Here is a 14,876-nt window from a genome sequence, read left to right as displayed (position 1 = left end):
CAGCCGCTGGCAGCTGTTTCACCTTGGGCGGGTCAGACGAAGCAGAGCGACAGCGGCTCGGCGATATAGGCGGGTTTGTCCTGGCCTTCGATTTCCAGGGTGGTGGTGGCCTTGAGCAGCCACTGGCCCGGTTTCTTCTCGATGGCCTCGCTCAGGTCGACCTTGAGACGAACCCGCGAACCGACCTTCACCGGCTGGATGAAGCGCACGCTGTCCAGGCCATAGTTGACGACCATCTTCAGCCCCTCGGGCAGCACGAGGATGTCTTCCATCAGCTTGGGAATCAGCGAAAGGGTGAGAAAACCGTGGGCAATGGTGCTGCCAAATGGCGTTTTTGCCGCCTTCACCGGGTCCACATGAATGAACTGGAAGTCGCCGGTAGCCTCGGCGAACAGGTTGATGCGCTCCTGGTCGATGGTCAGCCACTCGGAACGTCCCAGTTCCTTTCCAACGTACTGCGCCAGCTCTGCAACGGGTACATAGGGCATTGCGACTCTCCTGGTTGTCTTTGATTTTGTTGTGACTGCTACAGGTTCGACTGCTTAAGATCAGCACGCCGACCGGATGCGGTCAAGTCACCGTTGTTTCAGCGAATATCGGGGTATAGACCAGTCGTTAGCGTGCTTATAATGGCCGCCAGGCCTGAGGGAGAAGTGCAATGTTGTTGCGTGGTTTGACGTGGCTCGTGCTGTTCCAGTTGCTGGGGACGGCGATCAATCACCTGTTTCTGTCGATGCTGCCGGGGCCGATCATCGGGCTGGTGCTGTTGCTGGCGTACCTGATGCTGCGCGGCGAGGTCAGTGCGCCGTTGAGCGAGGCGGCCAGCAGCCTGCTGCGCTACCTGCCGTTGCTGCTGGTGCCGCCGGCGGTGGGGGTGATGGTGTACGCCGCCGACATTGCTGCCGACTTCTGGGCCATCGTCGGTTCGCTGGTGCTGTCGGTGCTGATCGCCCTGGCGTTCTGTGGCGTGCTCATGCAGAAGATGATTGCCCGTCAGGCCCGTCGTGAGGAAAAGCCATGAGCCTGGACTGGCACGGCGCCCTCGATGCGGTCATCCACCACCCGCTGTTCGGCATCGGTATCACCCTGGGGGCCTATCAGCTGGTGCTGGCGGCCTACGACAAGACCCGCTGGATCTTCCTGCAGCCGGTACTGGTATCGATGCTGGTGGTGATCGGTGTACTGGTGACGTGCGGCGTGTCCTATGCCGAGTACCGCAAGAGCACCGAAATCATGAACATCCTGCTGGGCCCGGCCACCGTGGCCCTGGCGGTCCCGCTCTACCTGAACCTGCGGCGTATTCGCCAGCTGTTGTGGCCGACCTTGACTACGCTGGTAATCGGCGGCCTGGTCGCGACCTGTGCCTGCCTGTTGCTGGGCTGGTGGTTCGGTGCCGAACACATGATCCTGATGACCATGGCGCCCAAGTCGGTGACTTCGCCGATTGCGATGCTGGTGGCCGAGCAGATCGGCGGGGTGGCGGCGCTGGCGGCAGTGTTCGTGCTGATCACCGGGGTGATCGGGGCGATCTTCGGCCCGGCCCTGCTGTCGGTCTGCGGGGTGAGCAGCCCGGAAGCCCGCGGCATGGCACTGGGCATCAGTGCGCACGCGGTGGGCACGGCGGTGGCGTTGGAAGAAAGCGAGGAAACCGGGGCCTTCGCGGCCCTGGGCATGAGCCTGATGGGAGTGGTCACGGCGGTGTTCCTGCCGTTGGCGGTCAGCTTGGTTGCCTGAGGATATTCGATGACATTGCCCCTGTTTCCACTCAATACCGTGCTGTTCCCCGGCTGCAAGCTCGACCTGCAGATCTTCGAGGCGCGTTACCTGGACATGATCGGCCGCTGCATGAAGCAGGGCGGCGGGTTCGGCGTGGTGTGCATCCTCGAAGGCGAGCAGGTGGGCAATGCCCCGTCGGGGTTCGCGACAATCGGCTGCGAGGCGTTGATACGCGACTTCCAGCAGCAGGACAACGGCCTGCTGGGCATTCGCGTCGAGGGTGTGCGGCGCTTCGATGTCGGCCCCTACGAGGTGCAGAAGGACCAACTGCTGCTGGCCGACGTGAACTGGCGCAGCGAACAGCCCGACGCCCCCCTGGAGGAGGACGATCACGACCTGCTGGCATTGCTCGGCGCGCTGGGCGAGCACCCGATGGTGGCGGCACTGGACATGCCGGTCGAAGTCATCGGCCAGCAGGCACTGGCCAACCAGCTGGCCTACCTGCTGCCCTTCGAGGATGAAGACAAGCTCGACCTGCTGGCCATCGATTCGCCCCGCCAGCGCCTGGACGCGATCCAGGCGCTGCTCGAGCGGCTGCAGGGCGAGTTGTTCGCCTAGGTCTCAGTACTGGTAGCGCAGCAGGGCATGGGGCAAGGCATGCAGGGCGAAGAACGCCAGGGTGCCGGCGCAGGCCGGCAGGATCAGCCACCACACCTTGAGCGGCATGGCGCCGAGCGGTTCGCGGTGCTGCACCAGGCTCAGGCTGGCGGCGCACACGCAGCAGGCCAGCAGCGAGCCGGCGAGGATGTCGGTGGGCCAGTGTGCACCCAGGTAGACCCTGGACAGGGCAATCGACATCGCCGGCAGGCACCCCAGCAGAATCCAGGTCAGGCGCATGCGTGGCGGCTGGCCACGACCGGCCAGCACCGCCAGCGTCAGAAAGAACGCGAATGACGCCGAACTGTGGCCACTGGGCATGCTGTAGGAGGTCAGCGGGTCGCTGAGCACTTCGGGGCGCGCGCGGGCGAACAGCCACTTGAGTGTGCCGTTGGCCAGCGCCGTGCCCATCAGCGTGCAGGCGGCGAAGATCGCCGGGCGCCACTGCCGGCTCAGCAGCAGCAGGCCGGTGAGCACACCGCCCACCACGAACTGCGTGCGGAAGTCGCCCAGGCGGGTGATCAGTACGATGGTGCCGTCCAGCGTGGCGCGGCGGTGTTCCTGCACCAGGGTCATCAGGCCCTGGTCGAAATCGTTCAGGTACGGCCAGCCGATGAACACCGCAGCCAGCATTACCAGGCTCAGGCCGGCGATCAGCCGTGTGCCGTAGCGCTTGCTGCGCAGGCTGGTGCTGATGCTCAGGCCGATCAATAGTGCGAGGCCGGCGGCGATGATGCCTGCTTCGGTCCAGAACCCTTCGGGCAGCGGCAGGCGCATGGCCGCGCCGGTGGCCCAGCCGGGCAGCAGGTAGGCCACCGCCCAGCCGGCACCTGCCAACAGGCTGACGGCGATGAAGCGTGGCAAGGGCATGTCGAACATGCCCGCCACCATCGGCAGCATCGGCCGCAGCGGGCCGATGAAGCGCCCCACCAGCAGGCTGGCGATGCCATAGCGCTGGAAGTAGCTCTCGGCGCTGCCGATCCATTCGGGGTGGTGGCGCAGCAGCGGTAGGCGCCGGATGTTCTGGTGGAAGCGCCGGCCCAGGGTGTAGGAAATCGCATCGCCCAGCAGCCCGCCCAGAAAGCCCAGCAGCAGGGTTTCGCTCAGGCCCAGTGCGCCGCTGCCGGCGAGAACCGCCACGGCGAACAGCAGGATGGTGCCGGGCACGATGAGCCCGGCGATGGCCAGGCATTCGACGCAGGCCACGATGAAGATTGCCAGGCCGAGCCATTGCGGGTTCGCGGTCAGCCAGCCGGTCAGGCTGTCGAGCCATGGGCCCATGGTGTCAGTTTCCTTGTGTCAGTAAGAAATAGTCGCGGCCTTCGACTTGCCCACGGCGCAGCGGGTTCCGGGTGCAGTGCGCGGCGAAGTCGGCGTCGACGAAACGGTAGGGCAGATGTTCGTCGCGCCCTTGGGGAATGCCCAAGCGTGTGGTCTGAATAATGTGTTTCACGGTTATGCCGCAGTCTTCGACGAACAGCCGCTCGGGGTCGAAGCGCTGGGCGTCCCAGTGCGGGACTTTCAGCCCCAGGGCCTTGCACAGCAGGGTCTGGCCGGCACACAGGCGCTGGTCGGCGCGCGGCTGGCCGCTGGCATCGGGGTTGTTCAGCTGCATCTGCGCCAGGCTGTTGTGGTCGCTGACGGCATCCACCCAGGGGTAGGCCGACTTGATCAGCACCGCGTTGCCGGGGCCGTGGGCGCTGAAGTTGAGCGAATCGCCGCCACGGGCGTAGTACATGTAGATGTGGCCGCCATCGAGGAACAGGGCCTTGCGTTTTTCGGTGTAGCCCAGCGAGGCGTGGCTGCCCTTGTCGGTGACGTAATAGGCTTCGGTTTCGATGATGCGCGCCGACAGCCACAGCTCGCCCTGACGATGGCGGATTACCTTGCCGAGCAGGGCCTTGGCCAGGGTCTGGGCGTCGCGGTCGAAGAAACTGTCGGGGAGGGCCCGGGGCGGGCAGGGGGCGAATTCGGTCATGGGCGCGATAATAGCAATTTATGGTCCGGGTCGGCGGCGGGGCTTTGCTGGAGCCGGCCTTGCCGGCGAAGGGACGCGCTACGGTACATCTTCATACACTGTTTTCGACCATCCGCCTGACACCGCTGGGCGTATACCTGCATGACAGTTATAATCAGCCGATTTTCCCCTCCGCCAAGACACTGAGCCCATGACTGAGTCCGTTCTTGACTACATGACCCGCCTGGGTCGCGCCGCCCGTGAGGCCGCGCGCGTGATTGCCCGCGCCAGCACCGCGCAGAAGAACCGCGCCCTGCACGCTGCCGCCAATGCCCTGGACGCCGCCCGCGCCGAGCTGGGCGCCGCCAACGAACTGGACCTGGCTGCCGGCCGCGCCAATGGTCTGGAGCCGGCCATGCTCGAGCGCCTGGCGCTGACCCCGGCCCGCATCGACGGCATGATCGTCGGCCTGCGCCAGGTGGCCAGCCTGCCGGACCCGGTCGGTGCCATCCGCGACATGAGCTATCGCCCCTCCGGCATCCAGGTCGGCAAGATGCGCGTACCGCTGGGCGTCATCGGCATCATCTACGAGTCGCGCCCCAACGTGACCATCGACGCTGCCAGCCTGTGCCTGAAGTCGGGCAACGCCACCATCCTGCGTGGCGGCTCCGAAGCCATTCATTCCAACCGTGCCATTGCCGCCTGCATCCAGCGCGGCCTGGCCGAGGCCGACCTGCCCGCGGCGGTGGTGCAGGTGGTCGAGGTCACCGACCGCGAGGCGGTGGGCGCGCTGATCAGCATGCCCGAGTACGTCGACGTGATCGTGCCCCGTGGCGGCAAGGGCCTGATCGAACGGGTCAGCCGCGACGCACGGGTGCCGGTGATCAAGCACCTGGACGGCATCTGCCACGTGTACGTGGCCGAGCACGCCGAGCTGGACAAGGCCCAACGCATCGCCTTCAACGCCAAGACCTATCGCTACGGCATCTGCGGCGCCATGGAAACCCTGCTGGTCGACCAGTCGGTCGCCGCGGCGTTCCTGCCGGCGATGGCCAGCCAGTTTCGCGACAAGGGCGTGGAGCTGCGAGGCTGCGAGCGCACCCGGCAGATCATCGAGGCACTGCCGGCCAGCGAAGACGACTGGAGCACCGAGTACCTGGCGGCGATTCTGTCGATTCGCGTGGTCGATGGCCTGGATGCGGCCATCGAGCACATCAACCACTATGGTTCGCACCATACCGATTCGATCGTCACCGAACACCAGGGTCAGGCCCGGCGCTTTACCGCCGAGGTCGACTCCTCGTCCGTGATGATCAACACCCCGACGTGCTTTGCCGACGGCTTCGAGTACGGCCTGGGGGCCGAGATCGGCATTTCCACCGACAAGCTGCACGCACGCGGCCCGGTCGGCCTGGAAGGGCTGACCTGCGAGAAGTACGTGGTGATCGGTGACGGCCAGCTGCGCGGTCAGGAGTCGTTCTGACCTTGGCCGAGCACAGCCCGCTCGCCGTTGCTGCCACGCCGTCGCCCGCCCGGCGCATCGGCGTGCTCGGCGGCACGTTCGATCCGGTGCACATCGGTCACCTGCGCAGTGCGCTGGAGGTGGCCGAAGTGCTGACGCTGGACGAACTGCGCCTGATGCCCAATGCGCGCCCGCCGCACCGCGACATGCCGCAGGTGTCGGCGCAGGATCGCCTGGCCATGGTCGAACGAGCGGTCGAGGGCGTGCCCCTGCTGAGCGTCGATGCGCGTGAGCTGGCCCGGGACAAGCCGTCCTACACCATCGATACGCTGGAGCTGATGCGCGCCGAAATGGCCGCTGACGACCAGTTGTTCCTGCTGCTGGGCTGGGACGCATTCTGCGGCCTGCCGAGCTGGCATCGCTGGGAAGAGTTGTTGCAACACTGTCATATCCTGGTGCTTCAGCGCCCGGATGCCGACGTCGAGTCGCCGGATGCCCTGCGCAACCTGCTGGCCGCACGTTCGGTGAGTGACCCGCAAGCCCTGCAGGGGCCGGCCGGGCACATAGCATTCGTCTGGCAGACACCCTTGTCGGTGTCGGCCACGCAGATCCGACAGCTGCTGGCCAGCGGCAAGTCGGTGCGGTTTCTGGTGCCGGACGCAGTACTGGCCTATATCGATGCGCACGGCCTGTACCGTGTGCCGAACTGAGTGCGCCAACGGCGCCTCATACCTACGAGTTGAATGAGTTTTATATGAGCAAGCAAGAAATGATTAAAGGCGAAGAGCTGGTCAAGGTCGCGGTAGCTGCCCTTGAAGACGTCAAGGCCCAGGACGTCCTGGTCATCGACGTTCGCGACAAGCAGAGCATCACCGACTACATGATCATCGCCACCGGTACCTCCAACCGCCAGATCAGCGCGATGCTGGACAAGGTCCGCCAGATGGTCAAGGAGAAGGGCGTTCGTCCGCTGGGCGAAGAAGGCAAGGGCGACAGCGACTGGGTGCTGCTGGACCTGGACGACGTCATCGTGCACATGATGACCGCCTCGGCCCGTCAGTTCTACGACCTGGAGCGCCTGTGGAAAGGTGCCGAGCAGAGCCGTGCCGCCGATGGCAAGCACCACAGCCCGGAGCACACCCACGAGCACTTCGCCAAGCTCAACAAAGACCAGGAATAAGGTAGCCCCGTGCGTCTGCGTCTGATCGCGGTCGGCTCGCGCATGCCCAAATGGGTCGAGGACGGCTGGCATGAATATGCCAAGCGCCTGCCGTCGGAGCTGTCCCTGGAGCTGGTGGAGATACCGCTCAACACGCGCGGCAAGAATGCCGACGTTGCCCGCCTGATCCGTCAGGAGGGCGAGGCCATGCTGGCCAAGGTCCAGCCGGGCGAGCGTATCGTCACCCTCGAGGTGCACGGCAAGCCGTGGAGCACCGAACAGCTGGCGGTCGAACTGGACCGCTGGCGCCTCGACTCGCGTACCGTCAACTTCATGGTCGGCGGCCCCGAAGGGCTGGCGCCGGAAGTCTGTGCGCGGGCCGAGCAGCGCTGGTCGCTGTCGCCGCTGACCTTGCCGCACCCGTTGGTAAGGATACTGATCGGCGAACAGCTGTACCGCGCCTGGACCGTGTTGTCCGGGCACCCTTACCACAAATAGTCGTAAGCCTTTTCAATGTCGCAGCCGATTCGCCTCAAGGACCACGAGAAAGACGCCCGCCTGGTGCGTAGCCGCGTCGTGGTCGGCGCAGTCGCGATCGTGCTGCTGATTTGCGTGCTGATCGCCCGGCTGTACTACCTGCAGGTCATTCAGTACGACTACCACTCCACGCTGTCGGAGAACAACCGGGTGCATGTGCAGCCGATCCCGCCGACACGCGGGCTGATCTTCGACCGCAACGGGGTGATCGTCGCCGACAACCGGCCAAGCTTCAGCCTGACCATGACCCGCGAGCGTTCCGGTGACTGGCAGCAGGTGCTCGATTCCATCGTCGAGGTGCTGGAGCTGACCGAGGACGACCGGGCACTGTTCGAAAAACGCATGCGCCAGGGGCGTCGGCCCTTCGAGCCGGTACCGATCCTGTTCGAGCTGACCGAAGAGCAGATCGCCCGGATAGCGGTGAACCAGTTCCGCCTGCCGGGTGTGGAGGTGGCGGCGCAGCTGGTACGCCATTACCCGCAGGGTGCGCACTTTGCGCATTCGGTCGGCTATGTGGGGCGCATCAACGAAAAAGAGCTCAAGTCCCTCGACCCGGTCAACTACAGTGGCACCCACCATATCGGCAAGACCGGTATCGAGCGCTTCTACGAAGCCGAGCTGCATGGCCAGGTCGGCTACGAAGAGGTCGAGACCAACGCCCGTGGCCGGGTGCTGCGGGTGCTCAAGCGTACCGATCCGATCCCCGGCAAGGACATCGTCCTGAGCCTGGACATCAAGCTGCAGGAAGCCGCCGAAGCGGCGCTGGGCGGTCGTCGTGGCGCGATCGTGGCGCTCGACCCGAACACAGGTGAAGTGCTGGCGATGGTCAGTCAGCCGAGCTTCGACCCCAACCCCTTCGTCACCGGCATCAGCTTCAAGGCCTATGCCGAGCTGCGCGACTCGATCGACCGCCCGCTGTTCAACCGCGTACTGCGCGGCCTGTACCCGCCGGGGTCGACGATCAAGCCGGCAGTGGCCATCGTCGGCCTGGACACCGGCGCGGTCACGGCCACCTCGCGGGTGTTCGACCCGGGCTACTACCAACTGCCCAACTATGACCACAAGTACCGCAACTGGAACCGCACCGGTGATGGCTGGGTCGACCTCGACACGGCGATCATGCGTTCCAACGACACCTATTTCTACGACCTGGCGCACAAGGTCGGCATCGACCGGCTTTCGGCCTACATGAACCGCTTCGGCATCGGCCAGAAGGTCGCGCTGGACATGTTCGAGGAATCCTCCGGGCTGATGCCGTCGCGTGACTGGAAGCGCGCGACCCGGCGCCAGGCCTGGTTCCCCGGCGAGACACTGATCCTCGGCATCGGCCAGGGCTACATGCAGGCCACGCCGCTGCAACTGGCCCAGGCCACCGCGCTGATCGCCAGCAAGGGCAAGTGGAACCGCCCGCACCTGGCCAAGACCGTCGAGGGCGTGCGCCCGGTGGACGAGAACCCGATGGAAGACATCGTGCTGCGTGACAAGGCCGACTGGAACAGGGTCACCCACGGCATGGAGATGGTGATGCACGGTGCCCGTGGTACCGCGCGCAAGGCCGCCATCGGCGCGCAGTACCGCATCGCCGGCAAGAGTGGTACTGCGCAGGTGGTCGCGATCAAGCAGGGCGAGAAGTATGACCGCAACAAGGTGCAGGAGCGTCACCGCGACCACGCCCTGTTCGTGTCCTTCGCCCCGGCCGAAAACCCGAAGATCGTGGTGTCGGTGATGGTCGAGAACGGTGAGTCCGGCTCCGGCGTGGCCGCCCCCGTGGTGCGCCAGGTGATGGACGCCTGGCTGCTCGACCAGAACGGTCGCCTCAAGCCTGAATACGCCAACCCCGCGGGCGCCCCGACCAATGTGTCGGTGACCACCCCGGCCTCCCCGCCAGCCAACCCTACAACCGCGCAGGAAACGGCCCGTGAAGAGTAATTTCGATCGCATGCTCTCCAGCGAGGACGTGATGCGCCGCCGCGCCAGCTTCCTGCAGCGCATCCACGTCGACGGCCCGCTGCTGGTGCTGCTGCTGACCCTGGCCGCCGGCAGCCTGTTCGTGCTGTATTCGGCCAGCGGCAAGAACTGGGACATGCTGCTCAAGCAGGCGTCCTCGTTCGGCCTGGGCCTGGTGTCGATGTTCGTCATCGCCCAGCTGGAGCCACGCTTCATGGCGCGCTGGGTGCCACTGGCGTACGTCGGCGGGGTGATCCTGCTGGTGGTGGTGGACGTGATGGGCCACAACGCCATGGGCGCCACGCGCTGGATCAACATCCCCGGGGTGATCCGCTTCCAGCCGTCGGAGTTCATGAAGATCATCATGCCGGCGACCATCGCCTGGTACCTGGCCAAGCGCACCCTGCCGCCGCACCTCAAGCACGTGATGATCAGCCTGATCCTGATCGGTGTGCCGTTCATTCTCATCGTGCGCCAGCCCGACCTGGGCACCGCGTTGCTGATCCTGGCCTCGGGCGCGTTCGTGCTGTTCATGGGCGGGCTGCGCTGGCGCTGGATCCTCAGCGTGCTGGCGGCGGCAGTGCCGGTGGCGGTGGCGATGTGGTTCTTCGTCATGCACGACTACCAGAAGCAGCGCGTGCTGACCTTCCTCGACCCGGAAAGCGACCCGTTGGGCACCGGCTGGAACATCATCCAGTCCAAGGCGGCGATCGGCTCGGGTGGGGTATTCGGCAAGGGTTGGCTGCTCGGCACCCAGTCGCACCTGGACTTTCTGCCCGAGAGCCACACCGACTTCATCATCGCCGTGCTCGGCGAGGAATTCGGCCTGGTGGGCATCTGCGCGCTGCTGCTGATCTACCTGCTGCTGATCGGTCGCGGCCTGGTGATCACGGCCCAGGCGCAGACGCTGTACGGCAAGCTGCTGGCCGGCAGCCTGACCATGACCTTCTTCGTATACGTGTTCGTCAATATCGGTATGGTGAGCGGCCTGTTGCCCGTGGTGGGTGTGCCGCTGCCCTTCATCAGCTATGGCGGAACTTCGCTCGTGACGCTGCTGTCAGCGTTTGGGGTTTTGATGTCGATCCACACGCACCGCAAATGGATCGCGCAGGTTTGAATAAGGTGAACAATTCAATGCAAGCAATGCGTGGCTGGGTGGCTCGCTGTGCCCCCTGGGTCGGGCTGTTGGGGCTGCTGGCCCCAGGTCAGCAGGCGAGTGCCGCCGATTATGACGGCTCGCCCCAGGTGGCCGAGTTCGTCGGCGAGATGACCCGCGACTACGGCTTTGCCGGCGAGCAACTGATGGCGGTGTTTCGCGAGGCGCAGCGCAAGCAGTCGATCCTGGATGCGATCTCGCGCCCGGCCGAGCGGGTCAAGCCGTGGAAGGAATACCGGCCGATGTTCATCACCGACGCGCGTATCGCCCGCGGTGTGGACTTCTGGCGCCAGCACGAGGCCACCCTGGCGCGCGCCGAAAAGGAATACGGCGTGCCTGCCCAGGTGATCGTGGCGATCATCGGCGTGGAGACCTTCTTTGGCCGCAACACCGGCAATTACCGGGTGATCGACGCGCTGTCGACCCTGGGCTTCGATTACCCGCCGCGGGCCGAGTTCTTCCGCAAGGAGCTGCGCGAGTTCCTGCTGCTGGCCCGCGAAGAACAGGTCGACCCGCTGACCCTCAAGGGCTCGTACGCAGGCGCCATGGGCCTGCCGCAGTTCATGCCCAGCAGCTTTCGCGCCTATGCCGTGGACTTCGACGGCGACGGCCACATCAATATCTGGACCAACCCGGACGATGCCATCGGCAGCGTGGCCAGCTACTTCAAACGCCATGGCTGGGTGGCCGGCGAGGGCGTGGTCAGCCGCGCCCAGGTGCGTGGCGAACGTGTCGACGAGGGCCTGAGCCCGGGTATCGAGGCGGTCAAGACCGTCGCGCAGTTGCGGGCACTGGGCTGGTCGAGTCATGATGCGCTGCGCGATGATCTGCCGGTCACCGCCTTCCGGCTCGAAGGCGACAACGGCCCGGAATACTGGCTGGGCCTGAAGAATTTCTACGCGATCACTCGCTACAACCGCAGCGTGATGTACGCCATGGCGGTACATCAACTCTCGGATCAGCTGGTCCAGGCAAGGGGCGCCAGGTAATGCGCGTACTGTTTACTGACACATCTCTCAAACTGATCGGTTGCGCGGCCCTGGGCCTGTTGCTGGTCAGCTGCTCCTCCAGCCGCCCGACGCCGCAAGGTGGCAGCAACGTGGTTCGCGCCAAGCCGGGCCTGGACATCAACCGGGCCCACAAGGACGGCGCGCCGTGGTGGGACGTGGATGTCTCGAAGATCCCCGACGCCACCCCAACGGTGCACACCGGCAACTACAAGGCCAACCCCTACACGGTGCTGGGCAAGACCTACTTCCCGATCCAGGACTCGCGCAACTACCGCGCCGAGGGCACGGCGTCGTGGTACGGCACCAAGTTCCACGGGCAGAACACCGCCAATGGCGAGGTGTACGACCTGTACGGCATGAGTGCGGCGCACAAGACCCTGCCACTGCCGGCCTACGTCAAGGTGACCAACCTGGACAACCAGCGCAGCGTGATCCTGCGGGTCAACGACCGTGGTCCGTTCTATTCGGACCGCATCATCGACCTGTCCTACGCCGCGGCCAAGAAGCTCGGCTACGCCGAAACCGGTACCGCCCGGGTGCGCGTCGAGGGCATCGACCCGCAGCAATGGTGGGCCCAGCGTGGTCAGCAGGCGCCGATGGTGCTCAACCAGCCCCAGGTGGCCCAGACCCAGCCGCTGCCGGCCAGTACCGGCACCGTCGAGCAATGGACCCCGCCGCCGCAGCAGCACGCGGCGGCCGTGGTGCCGGTGCAGGTTGCCAACAACGGCAGCGGGCCGGCGAGCAATGGTCTTTACTTGCAGGTCGGCGCGTTCGCCAACCCGGATGCGGCCGAACTGCTGCGCTCCAAGCTCAGCGGCATGGTCAGCGCGCCGGTGTTCATCAGTTCCATCGTGCGCAACCAGCAGACCCTGCACCGCGTGCGCCTGGGGCCGATCAACAGCCAGGGCGAGGCCCAGCAGATGCAGGACAGCGTACGCCTGGCCAACCTGGGGCAACCCAAAGTCGTCACGGCAGACTGATCGGGGGGACTGATCGGTTTGTCATGCAGTCGGGCAGAGCAGCCATGTACAATGGCCGTTTTGCTCGCCAGGCCCAGCGCCTGGAATACGTTTTGCCCGCGAGGGCATGAGCCCAATAGCCATTTCGAGAGACGGATGAACATAACCAGCTTTGCCAAACGCCTTTGCCTGCTTGTACCGCTGATGATCGCTCCTGCCGCTTTCGCGGCAGAGCAGATGATGCCGTCGCCGCCGCAACTGGCAGCCAAGTCCTACGTGCTCATGGAAGCCTCCAGCGGCAACATCCTGGTCGAGAACAATGGCGACCAGCGCCTGCCTCCGGCGAGCCTGACCAAGCTGATGACCGCTTACATCGCCACCCTGGACATCCGTCGCGGGCAGATCGGCGAGAACGATCCGGTCACCGTCAGCGAAAACGCCTGGCGTACCGGCGGTTCGCGCATGTTCATCAAGGTCGGCACCCAGGTCAGCGTCAGCGACCTGCTGCACGGCATCATCATCCAGTCGGGCAACGACGCCAGCGTCGCCCTGGCCGAGCACATTGCCGGCAGTGAAGACGCCTTCGCCGACATGATGAACAAGACTGCCACCGACCTGGGCATGAGCAACAGCCACTTCATGAACCCCACCGGCCTGCCGAACCCCGAGCACTACTCCTCGGCGCACGACATGGCGGTGCTGGCACGGGCGATCATCCACGAGGATCCGGCGCACTACGCGATCTACTCGCAGAAGGAATTCTTCTGGAACAACATCAAGCAGCCCAACCGCAACCTGCTGCTGTGGCGCGACAAGACCGTCGACGGCCTGAAGACCGGCCACACCGACGAGGCGGGCTACTGCATGGTGTCCTCGGCAGTACGTGACGGCATGCGCCTGATCGCCGTGGTGTTCGGTACCAACAGCGAGCAATCGCGCGCTGCCGAAACCCAGAAGCTGCTGACCTACGGTTTCCGCTTCTTCGAGACCCAGACCTTCTACCAGAAGGGCACCGAACTGGCCCAGGCGCCGGTGTGGAAGGGCAAGACAGCCCAGGTCAAGGCAGGTCTTGCCGAAGACCTGAGCATGACTTTGCCTAAAGGCCAATTGAAGAAGCTGGCTGCAAGCATGACCATGAACCCGCAGCTGACCGCGCCCATCGCCAAAGGTGACGTGATCGGTAAAGTGGAAGTCAAACTGGATGACAATGTGGTACACAGCGCCGACCTGATCGCGCTGGACGACGTGGAGGAAGGTGGTTTCCTGCGTCGTGCGTGGGATAGCATTCGGCTATTCTTCTACGGGCTGTTCAACTGATATCGTGACCTGCCATGCCCCCGCACACTCACGCGGGGGCATTGTTGTTGCCACGGCTTACGAGGCCGTTACTGCCATGACCGAACCAGACGTCAAGTCGCACAAGATCGAATTCCCCTGCGCCGATTACCCGATCAAGATAATCGGCGACACCGTGGTCCATTTCAGGGACACGGTGATCGAGATTCTCAAGAAATACGCCGAGGTCGACCTCAAGACCCTGGCCGAGCGCCAGAGCAAGGAAGGCAAGTACACCACGGTGCAGCTGCACATCATTGCCACCAGTGAAGACCAGTTGCAGAACATCAACAGTGCCCTGCGCGCGACCGGAATCGTGAAAATGGTGCTCTGATGTCGGCCAGCCTCGGCTTTCGCGACCTCGGCCTGCTGCCTTACACGGCCGTGCTCGAGGCCATGCGTCGGTTCACCGACCAGCGTGGCCCGGGCACGGCCGATGAAGTGTGGCTGGTTGAACACCCGCCGGTGTTCACCCAGGGCCAGGCCGGCAAGGCCGAGCACTTGCTGCTGCCGGGAGATATTCCGGTGGTGCAGACCGACCGCGGTGGCCAGGTGACCTACCATGGGCCGGGTCAGCTGGTGGCCTACCTGTTGCTCGATGTACGCCGCCTGGGCTTTGGCGTGCGTGACCTGGTCAGCCGCATGGAGCGCTGCCTGATCGAGCTGCTGGGCAGTTATGGCGTCGAGGCGGCGGCCAAGCTCGACGCGCCTGGCGTCTACGTCGACGGGGCGAAGATCGCCTCCCTCGGCTTGCGCATTCGCAATGGCTGTTCTTTCCATGGCCTTGCCTTGAACGTGGACATGGACCTTGCGCCATTCCGCCGGATTAACCCCTGCGGGTATGCGGGGCTGGCCATGACCCAGCTGCGCGATCAGGCAGGCCCGATCGAACTCACCGAGGTAAGGGCAAGGCTGCGCGGGCAGCTGGTCAAGCACCTCGACTATGCTGAGCAGACGACCCTTGCGGGCGGAATCGACTGA

Annotated in this window: 17 protein-coding genes; 14 read left to right on the top strand and 3 right to left on the bottom strand. The window is 64.9% G+C overall.

What is annotated here, in order from left to right; genetic code table 11:
- Window positions 1–32: 32 nt before the first annotated feature.
- Window positions 33–488 (bottom strand): MaoC family dehydratase, encoded by a 456-nt coding sequence (locus N0B28_RS23040; protein ID WP_043863913.1) that lies wholly within the window; start codon window positions 486–488, stop codon window positions 33–35.
- Window positions 489–658: 170 nt separating this feature from the next.
- On the opposite strand from N0B28_RS23040, the gene N0B28_RS23035 reads away from it, so the two are divergent.
- The 3 genes from N0B28_RS23035 to N0B28_RS23025 are packed head-to-tail and all read left to right on the top strand — an operon-like array spanning window position 659 to window position 2,334.
- Window positions 659–1,021: a CidA/LrgA family protein gene (locus N0B28_RS23035; RefSeq protein WP_043863912.1), complete on the top strand. Its 363-nt coding sequence runs from the start codon at window positions 659–661 to the stop codon at window positions 1,019–1,021.
- Entirely contained in the window at window positions 1,018–1,734 is a 717-nt protein-coding gene (locus N0B28_RS23030; RefSeq protein WP_275729007.1) for an LrgB family protein, read from the top strand. The genes N0B28_RS23035 and N0B28_RS23030 overlap by 4 nt, the downstream gene beginning before the upstream one ends.
- Window positions 1,735–1,743: 9 nt before the next feature.
- Window positions 1,744–2,334 (top strand): LON peptidase substrate-binding domain-containing protein, encoded by a 591-nt coding sequence (locus N0B28_RS23025; protein ID WP_043863910.1) that lies wholly within the window; start codon window positions 1,744–1,746, stop codon window positions 2,332–2,334.
- Window positions 2,335–2,337: 3 nt separating this feature from the next.
- On the opposite strand, the gene N0B28_RS23020 is transcribed toward N0B28_RS23025, so the two are convergent.
- Window positions 2,338–3,654, bottom strand: a complete 1,317-nt coding sequence (locus tag N0B28_RS23020) for a bifunctional DedA family/phosphatase PAP2 family protein (RefSeq protein WP_054916340.1) — start codon at window positions 3,652–3,654, stop codon at window positions 2,338–2,340.
- 4 nt (window positions 3,655–3,658) lie between these two features.
- Window positions 3,659–4,351 carry a DNA-3-methyladenine glycosylase gene (locus N0B28_RS23015; RefSeq protein ID WP_043863908.1) on the bottom strand — a complete coding sequence of 231 codons (693 nt, stop codon included), beginning with the start codon at window positions 4,349–4,351 and terminating at the stop codon, window positions 3,659–3,661.
- 190 nt (window positions 4,352–4,541) lie between these two features.
- Here N0B28_RS23015 and N0B28_RS23010 point away from each other — a divergent pair, with 190 nt between their 5' ends.
- From N0B28_RS23010 to lipB, 11 genes are all read left to right on the top strand, one after another.
- On the top strand, window positions 4,542–5,813 hold the full coding sequence (locus tag N0B28_RS23010) for a glutamate-5-semialdehyde dehydrogenase (protein ID WP_043863907.1): 1,272 nt from the start codon (window positions 4,542–4,544) through the stop codon (window positions 5,811–5,813).
- Between the two features lie 2 nt (window positions 5,814–5,815).
- A complete protein-coding gene (nadD, locus tag N0B28_RS23005; RefSeq protein WP_043863906.1) occupies window positions 5,816–6,502 on the top strand; it encodes a nicotinate-nucleotide adenylyltransferase in 687 nt (228 codons plus the stop codon).
- 44 nt (window positions 6,503–6,546) lie between these two features.
- Entirely contained in the window at window positions 6,547–6,972 is a 426-nt protein-coding gene (rsfS, locus tag N0B28_RS23000; RefSeq protein ID WP_088514344.1) for a ribosome silencing factor, read from the top strand.
- Between the two features lie 9 nt (window positions 6,973–6,981).
- Window positions 6,982–7,449, top strand: a complete 468-nt coding sequence (rlmH, locus tag N0B28_RS22995) for a 23S rRNA (pseudouridine(1915)-N(3))-methyltransferase RlmH (RefSeq protein ID WP_010222895.1) — start codon at window positions 6,982–6,984, stop codon at window positions 7,447–7,449.
- Window positions 7,450–7,464: 15 nt separating this feature from the next.
- A complete protein-coding gene (gene mrdA, locus N0B28_RS22990; protein ID WP_231390681.1) occupies window positions 7,465–9,417 on the top strand; it encodes a penicillin-binding protein 2 in 1,953 nt (650 codons plus the stop codon).
- Between the two features lie 31 nt (window positions 9,418–9,448).
- On the top strand, window positions 9,449–10,552 hold the full coding sequence (gene rodA / locus N0B28_RS22985) for a rod shape-determining protein RodA (protein WP_043863944.1): 1,104 nt from the start codon (window positions 9,449–9,451) through the stop codon (window positions 10,550–10,552).
- A gap of 17 nt (window positions 10,553–10,569) precedes the next feature.
- Window positions 10,570–11,580 (top strand): lytic murein transglycosylase B, encoded by a 1,011-nt coding sequence (gene mltB, locus N0B28_RS22980; RefSeq protein WP_043863903.1) that lies wholly within the window; start codon window positions 10,570–10,572, stop codon window positions 11,578–11,580.
- Entirely contained in the window at window positions 11,580–12,581 is a 1,002-nt protein-coding gene (locus N0B28_RS22975) for a septal ring lytic transglycosylase RlpA family protein (RefSeq protein ID WP_043863902.1), read from the top strand. The genes mltB and N0B28_RS22975 overlap by 1 nt, the downstream gene beginning before the upstream one ends.
- 135 nt (window positions 12,582–12,716) lie before the next feature.
- Window positions 12,717–13,877: a D-alanyl-D-alanine carboxypeptidase family protein gene (locus N0B28_RS22970; RefSeq protein WP_043863901.1), complete on the top strand. Its 1,161-nt coding sequence runs from the start codon at window positions 12,717–12,719 to the stop codon at window positions 13,875–13,877.
- Window positions 13,878–13,953: 76 nt separating this feature from the next.
- The gene (locus N0B28_RS22965) at window positions 13,954–14,229 is read left to right on the top strand and encodes a DUF493 domain-containing protein (RefSeq protein ID WP_043863900.1); all 276 of its coding nucleotides are present in this window, start codon (window positions 13,954–13,956) and stop codon (window positions 14,227–14,229) included.
- On the top strand, window positions 14,229–14,876 hold the full coding sequence (gene lipB, locus N0B28_RS22960; RefSeq protein WP_274097027.1) for a lipoyl(octanoyl) transferase LipB: 648 nt from the start codon (window positions 14,229–14,231) through the stop codon (window positions 14,874–14,876). The genes N0B28_RS22965 and lipB overlap by 1 nt, the downstream gene beginning before the upstream one ends.

Origin of the sequence: Pseudomonas sp. SD17-1 (genome assembly GCF_029201585.1) — a bacterium.
Classification (GTDB): Bacteria; Pseudomonadota; Gammaproteobacteria; order Pseudomonadales; family Pseudomonadaceae; genus Aquipseudomonas; species Aquipseudomonas palmensis.
The sequence above is the reverse complement of the archived record's forward strand: the minus strand, read 5'-3'. Positions and strand labels throughout refer to the sequence as shown.